Raw genomic sequence first — 6101 nt, 5'->3', positions numbered from 1 at the left:
TTCCCCGTCGAAATAAGCCTCAGCCCCCTCGAAACCACCGACGGACTCCTCGTCTCCGCCGCCGTACGCGACGTCAGCGAACGCAAAGCCGCCGAGGCACAGCTCACCGCACTCTACGAGCAGCAGCGGCACGTCGCCCTCACGCTGCAGCGCAGTCTGATGGGCACGCCGCCGGCGGTCCCCGGGCTGACCACGGCCAGCCGCTACCTGCCCGCGACCCAGGGCGCGGGGGTCGGAGGGGACTGGTTCGACCTCATCCCGCTGGGCGCCGGTCGAGTCGGCATCCTCATCGGGGACGTCATGGGGCGGGGCCTGGAAGCCGCCGCGATCATGGGGCAACTGCGGTCGGCCGCCCACGCCCTCGCCAAGACGGGCATGCAGCCGCGCCACCTGATGCAGTCGCTCGACGCGATCGTGGCGGAGCTCGACGGCCCCGATCAACTGGTCACCTGTTGCTACCTGATCGTCGCCCCGGACGCGGGGGAGGTGACCGTGTGCTCCGCCGGGCACCTGCCCGCCCTGGTCGCCGCACCCGGCCAACCGGTCCGGCCGCTGAACGCGCCCGTCAGCGTCCCGCTCGGCGTCGGGGACCACCTCCACCAGCAGACGGCCCTCGCCGTCGCGCCCGGATCCAGTCTGATCCTCTTCACCGACGGACTCATAGAAACGCCGCAAGGCGACATCGAGGAACAACTCGCCGCGCTCATCGACGCGCTCGACGAGTCCCTCCGGGACGAGGCCGGGCTCGAAGCCGTCGTGGACGGGGTGCTGTCGCGCGTGCTCCCGGCCACCGAGGACCATCACGACGACGTGACGCTCCTGCTCGCCCAGCTTCCCGACGCCCCGCTGGCCACCATCGTCACGGACCTGGCATCCCGCCCGGAGTCGGTCTCCGAAGCCCGTGCCTTCCTGGCCAAGGCGCTCTTCTCGTGGGGCTGCTACGAGGTCGCCGACGAAGCACAACTACTCGTGTCCGAGGTGGTCACGAACGCGATCCAGCATGGGCGGGGGCCGGTGCGGCTGCACATGCGGCGGAACAGCAGCGAACTCACCGTCGAAGTGAGCGACCAGGGTCACCATCTCCCCCAGCCGCGCATGGCCGCCGACGACGAGGAGTCGGGTCGGGGACTCATCCTCGTCGACACCCTGGCCAGCAGCTGGGGCGTGCGTCCCTCGGACGAGGGAAAGACGACCTGGTTCACCATGCACTTGGAGCACGACTAGCCTGCGGATCAACAGCCGCAGGCCACGGCCCCGCTCGCACGTGGACGCCGGTCGCCGCACCCGCCGGACCGGCCGCTTCCACTCCACCGGCCTCGCCCCGAACCGCCGAACCACCGGACCGGTCCCACGGACCCGGTGCTTCTTCCGTGTGGTTCCGTCGGGCGGTCACGACACCTCGGTCGGCACGTTCGACCATGGCACCGGCGCAATCGGCCACGGAGCGCCACGTTCGACGACGGCGGTTGCCGAATCCCGCACGCGAAGGGGCTGTCCTTCCGATCGCGCACGCGTGCGCGCCGCCGGCGGAGGCCGTACGGGGAGAACGCCCGAGGGCGGCACCCCCTGGGAGTGGGGTGCCGCCCTCGGCTTCAGGACGGTCGATCAACCAACGTGGGTCGATCAGAAGTCCATGTCACCGCCCGGCATGCCGCCCGGAGCAGCCGCAGCGGCCTTCTCCGGCTTGTCGGCGATGACGGCCTCGGTGGTGAGGAACAGCGCAGCGATGGAGGCCGCGTTCTGCAGAGCGGAACGGGTCACCTTCGCCGGGTCGATGATGCCCTCGGCGACCAGGTCGACGTACTCACCGGTCGCGGCGTTCAGGCCGTGGCCCGGGGTCAGGTTGCGCACCTTCTCCACCACGACACCGCCCTCGAGGCCGGCGTTGACGGCGATCTGCTTGAGCGGGGCCTCCAGGGCCAGCTTCACGGCCTGGGCACCGGTGGCCTCGTCGCCCTCGAGCTCCAGCTTCTCGAAGACCTGGGAGGCCTGCAGCAGGGCCACGCCACCACCGGCGACGATGCCCTCCTCGACGGCCGCCTTCGCGTTGCGGACGGCGTCCTCGATGCGGTGCTTGCGCTCCTTGAGCTCGACCTCGGTCGCGGCACCGGCCTTGATGACGGCCACGCCGCCGGCCAGCTTCGCGAGGCGCTCCTGGAGCTTCTCGCGGTCGTAGTCCGAGTCGGAGTTCTCGATCTCGGCGCGGATCTGGTTCACGCGACCGGCAACCTGGTCGCTGTCACCGGCACCGTCGACGATCGTGGTCTCGTCCTTGGTGATGACGACCTTGCGGGCGCGGCCCAGCAGGTCCAGGCCCGCGTTCTCCAGCTTGAGGCCGACCTCCTCGGAGATGACCGTGCCACCGGTGAGGATGGCGATGTCCTGCAGCATGGCCTTGCGGCGGTCGCCGAAGCCCGGGGCCTTGACGGCGACGGACTTGAAGGTGCCGCGGATCTTGTTGACCACCAGGGTCGACAGGGCCTCGCCCTCGACGTCCTCGGCGATGATCAGCAGCGGCTTGCCGGACTGCATGACCTTCTCCAGGAGCGGCAGCAGGTCCTTGACCGAGCCGATCTTGGAGTTGACGATCAGGATGTACGGGTCGTCGAGGGACGCCTCCATACGCTCCATGTCGGTGGCGAAGTACGCCGAGATGTAGCCCTTGTCGAAGCGCATGCCCTCGGTGAGCTCCAGCTCCAGACCGAAGGTCTGGGACTCCTCGACGGTGATGACGCCTTCCTTGCCGACCTTGTCCATCGCCTCGGCGATGAGCTCGCCGATCTGGGTGTCGGCGGCAGAGATGGAGGCGGTGGAAGCGATCTGCTCCTTCGTCTCCACGTCCTTGGCCTGCTCGAGCAGGGCGCCGGAGACGGCCTCGACGGCCTTCTCGATGCCGCGCTTCAGAGCCATCGGGTTGGCGCCGGCCGCCACGTTGCGCAGACCCTCGCGGACGAGCGCCTGGGCGAGGACGGTCGCGGTGGTCGTACCGTCACCGGCGACGTCGTCCGTCTTCTTGGCGACTTCCTTGACCAGCTCGGCGCCGATCTTCTCGTACGGGTCCTCGAGCTCGATCTCCTTGGCGATGGAGACACCGTCGTTGGTGATCGTGGGGGCGCCCCACTTCTTCTCGAGGACGACGTTCCGGCCCTTGGGGCCAAGGGTGACCTTGACGGCGTCGGCGAGCTGGTTCATCCCGCGCTCGAGACCGCGCCGTGCCTCCTCGTCGAACGCGATGATCTTGGCCATGTGAAGTGGTCCTCCCGGACTTGGGGTCTCCCCCCGCGCCGCAGGCCACGGGGGAGGATTGCTCCGGACCGCGCTGGCGCCCGCGACGGACGGCCTGCCTGCCTTGTGGATCCCTGCCCCACCCGGCGTGCGGGCCTCACCGACCCGGTCCTTCGTTGTCACTCTCACTCGTAGAGTGCTAACGCCAATGATTAGCACTCGGACCCGGAGAGTGCAAGCGGCTTCGCCCGACCCCGCGCCGCAGCGGGACGTCCGCCCGGCCGCCCACCCACGGGCCCTGGGCGCTTCCGGGGACCGGGAAGCACCGCGCACGGCTGCGGCGCCCACGCCGCAGCAGGACGTCCGCCCGGCCGCCTGACCGCCTGACCGCGGACCCCGCCCCGTCCCGTCCCGGACACGCCGGAGGGCCCGCACCCACGCATGGGTGCGGGCCCTCCGCACGTTGCTGCAGTCAGTCGGCGCTCAGCCGGCTACGCGGACCATGTCCGCCTGCGGCCCCTTCTGACCCTGCGAGATCTCGAACTCGACTCGCTGGCCCTCCTCCAGGGTGCGGTAGCCGTCCATCTGGATCGCGCTGTAGTGGACGAATACATCCGCACCACCGTCGACCGCGATGAAGCCATACCCCTTCTCCGCGTTGAACCACTTGACGGTGCCCTGAGCCATGCCTAACTCCCCTATTACTGGCCCTTGCACAGGACCGCACTTCGCGGACCCGGGTCAGACCTCGCCCACTGACAGGTGTGAGCGTGCGCCGGAACGCGTCGACCGCGGCTGAATGTATCTGTCCAACCGCGGTCTGCAACAGGTCAATCGGACGAGAATTCTGGGCAGGGCCGAAAGAAGAAACAGGCCAAATTGCGAGCATTCCCGGGCAAGTCGGGCCGGGCAAACCGCACTTAACGCGCATCAGGCTCGAACACTTTGGCTGCTTCTCGCCGTGTCGGGACGCATTCTCATATGCGGCTGGCACACGCGGTGAAGGGGACTTCCCAACTCTACCGCGGCCGACACCACGGAATTACCCCCTCCGCTTCTCTTGCGGAGGGGGCAATTCGCATAACGCTGCGCAGTCAGCAGCCGCCGGCCACGGCGGGGATGATCGACACTCCCGCGCCGTCCGGGGTCGCCGTCTCCAGGCCCTGCTCGAAGCGCACGTCATCATCGTTGACGTACACGTTGACGAAGCGACGCAGCTTGCCCTGGTCGTCCAGGACACGGGCCGCGATGCCCGTGTGGTTCTTCTCCAGGTCGGCGATGACCTCACCGAGAGTGGAGCCCTCGGCGGGCACCTCGGCCCGACCGTCGGTGTAGGTGCGGAGGATGGTCGGGATGCGGACGTTGACGCTCATGCGAGGCCAGCCTCTCGGAAGGAGTCCAGGTTGGGGCGGATGACTGCGGACATACCCGTGGTGGGGGCCACCGCGTCGAGGGTCTTCAGGCCGTCACCCGTGTTGACGACGACGGTGGTGAGCGACGGGTCGATCACACCGGCCTCGATGAGCTTCTTCGCCACGCCGAGGGTCGTGCCGCCCGCGGTCTCCGTGAAGATGCCCTCGGTGCGGGCCAGCTGCTTGATCGCGTCCACGATCTGCTCGTCGGTGACGTCCTCGACGGCACCGCCGGTGCGGCGGCAGATGTCCAGGACGTACGGTCCGTCAGCCGGGTTGCCGATCGCGAGCGACTTGGCGATGGTGTCGGGCTTCTGCGGCTTGACCACGTCGTGCCCGGCCTTGAAGGCCACCGACACCGGGGAGCAGCCCTCGGCCTGGGCGCCGAAGATCTTGTAGGGCCTGTCCTCGACGAGCCCCAGCTTGATCAGCTCCTGTAGCCCCTTGTCGATCTTGGTGAGCTGGGATCCGGAGGCGATGGGGATGACGATCTGGTCGGGCAGGCGCCAGCCGAGCTGCTCGCAGATCTCGTACGCCAGCGTCTTGGACCCCTCGGCGTAGTACGGCCGCAGGTTGACGTTGACGAAACCCCATCCCTCGCCGACCGGGTCGCCGATGAGTTCGGAGCAGAAGCGGTTGACGTCGTCGTAGTTGCCCTCGATGCCGACGAGCTGGCCGCCGTACACCGCGGCCATCACGACCTTGCCCTGCTCCAGGTCGTGCGGGATGAACACGCAGGAGCGGAAGCCCGCACGCGCCGCGGCCGCACCGACCGCGCCCGCCAGGTTGCCCGTGGAGGAACAGGAGAGCGTGGTGAAGCCGAAGGCGCGGGCCGCCTCCAGCGCCTGGGCGACGACGCGGTCCTTGAAGGAGTGCGTCGGGTTGCCCGAGTCGTCCTTCACGTACAGGCCGCCGGTGACGCCCAGCTCACGAGCGAGGTTGTCGGCCTTGACCAGCTTGGTCCAGCCCGGGTTCAGGTTCGGCTTGTCCGCCACGTCGGCGGGCACGGGGAGCAGCGGCGCGTAGCGCCAGATGTTCTCCGGGCCGTTCTCGATCCGCTTGCGCAGCGCTTCGGCCTCTTCGGGGCTGCCGCTCGGCAGGTCGTACGCGACTTCGAGCGGCCCGAAACAGAGCTCACAGGCGAAGATCGGGCCGAGGTCGAACCGCTCGCCGCACTCGCGACAGGAGAGCCCGGAGGCGGGGCCGAGATCGATGGAATCGGTGGTGGCAACGGTCTGCACAGCCATGGAGGCGAGGCCCTTTCTCCTCATCTTCCTCGTGGCGCACCTCGCCACGAGACGGAATTGGCACCTTCCCTAGCCGTGGCCCCGCGCGCAGAACGTGTACGTGCGACGAGAACCGGCTGGAGGGTTGCCGGGGCTTCAACGGGCCGTGTCCCTCTGCCCCTCTGGATGAGCGGTATTCGATTGTGTCCGCGTGAGGACCCCCGGCATGCGACGGTCG

At 68.8% G+C, this 6101-nt stretch carries 5 protein-coding genes and 1 riboswitch; of the genes, 1 reads left to right on the top strand and 4 read right to left on the bottom strand.

Going from position 1 to position 6101, the window contains the following annotated elements; genetic code table 11:
• Positions 1-1224 (top strand): SpoIIE family protein phosphatase (locus tag ACFXOM_RS21410; protein WP_385038788.1); only part of this gene is annotated, 1224 nt, incomplete at its 5' end.
• Positions 1225-1623: 399 nt separating this feature from the next.
• Here the strand turns inward: ACFXOM_RS21410 and groL are convergent.
• The 4 genes from groL to thrC all read right to left on the bottom strand — a co-directional run bounded on the left by groL (position 1624) and on the right by thrC (position 5884).
• Entirely contained in the window at positions 1624-3246 is a 1623-nt protein-coding gene (gene groL / locus ACFXOM_RS21405) for a chaperonin GroEL (RefSeq protein ID WP_384936912.1), read from the bottom strand.
• Between the two features lie 462 nt (positions 3247-3708).
• Entirely contained in the window at positions 3709-3912 is a 204-nt protein-coding gene (locus ACFXOM_RS21400) for a cold-shock protein (RefSeq protein WP_003986833.1), read from the bottom strand.
• Between the two features lie 407 nt (positions 3913-4319).
• The gene (locus tag ACFXOM_RS21395; protein WP_384936908.1) at positions 4320-4598 is read right to left on the bottom strand and encodes a MoaD/ThiS family protein; all 279 of its coding nucleotides are present in this window, start codon (positions 4596-4598) and stop codon (positions 4320-4322) included.
• A complete protein-coding gene (gene thrC, locus ACFXOM_RS21390; RefSeq protein WP_384936905.1) occupies positions 4595-5884 on the bottom strand; it encodes a threonine synthase in 1290 nt (429 codons plus the stop codon). The genes ACFXOM_RS21395 and thrC overlap by 4 nt, the downstream gene beginning before the upstream one ends.
• A gap of 17 nt (positions 5885-5901) precedes the next feature.
• A riboswitch (SAM riboswitch) is annotated at positions 5902-6056 on the bottom strand.
• Positions 6057-6101 lie beyond the last annotated feature (45 nt).

It is taken from the genome of Streptomyces sp. NPDC059169 (assembly GCF_042755225.1).
Lineage (GTDB): Bacteria > Actinomycetota > Actinomycetes > Streptomycetales > Streptomycetaceae > Streptomyces.
The sequence above is the reverse complement of the archived record's forward strand: the minus strand, read 5'-3'. Positions and strand labels throughout refer to the sequence as shown.

Bases quoted from the DNA above. Each gene is read 5' to 3' on its own strand.
- groL (WP_384936912.1), bottom strand. From the start codon at position 3,246: ATGGCCAAGATCATCGCGTTCGACGAGGAGGCACGGCGCGGTCTCGAG.
- ACFXOM_RS21395 (WP_384936908.1), bottom strand. From the start codon at position 4,598: ATGAGCGTCAACGTCCGCATCCCGACCATCCTCCGCACCTACACCGAC.
- thrC (WP_384936905.1), bottom strand. From the start codon at position 5,884: ATGGCTGTGCAGACCGTTGCCACCACCGATTCCATCGATCTCGGCCCC.
- ACFXOM_RS21400 (WP_003986833.1), bottom strand. From the start codon at position 3,912: ATGGCTCAGGGCACCGTCAAGTGGTTCAACGCGGAGAAGGGGTATGGC.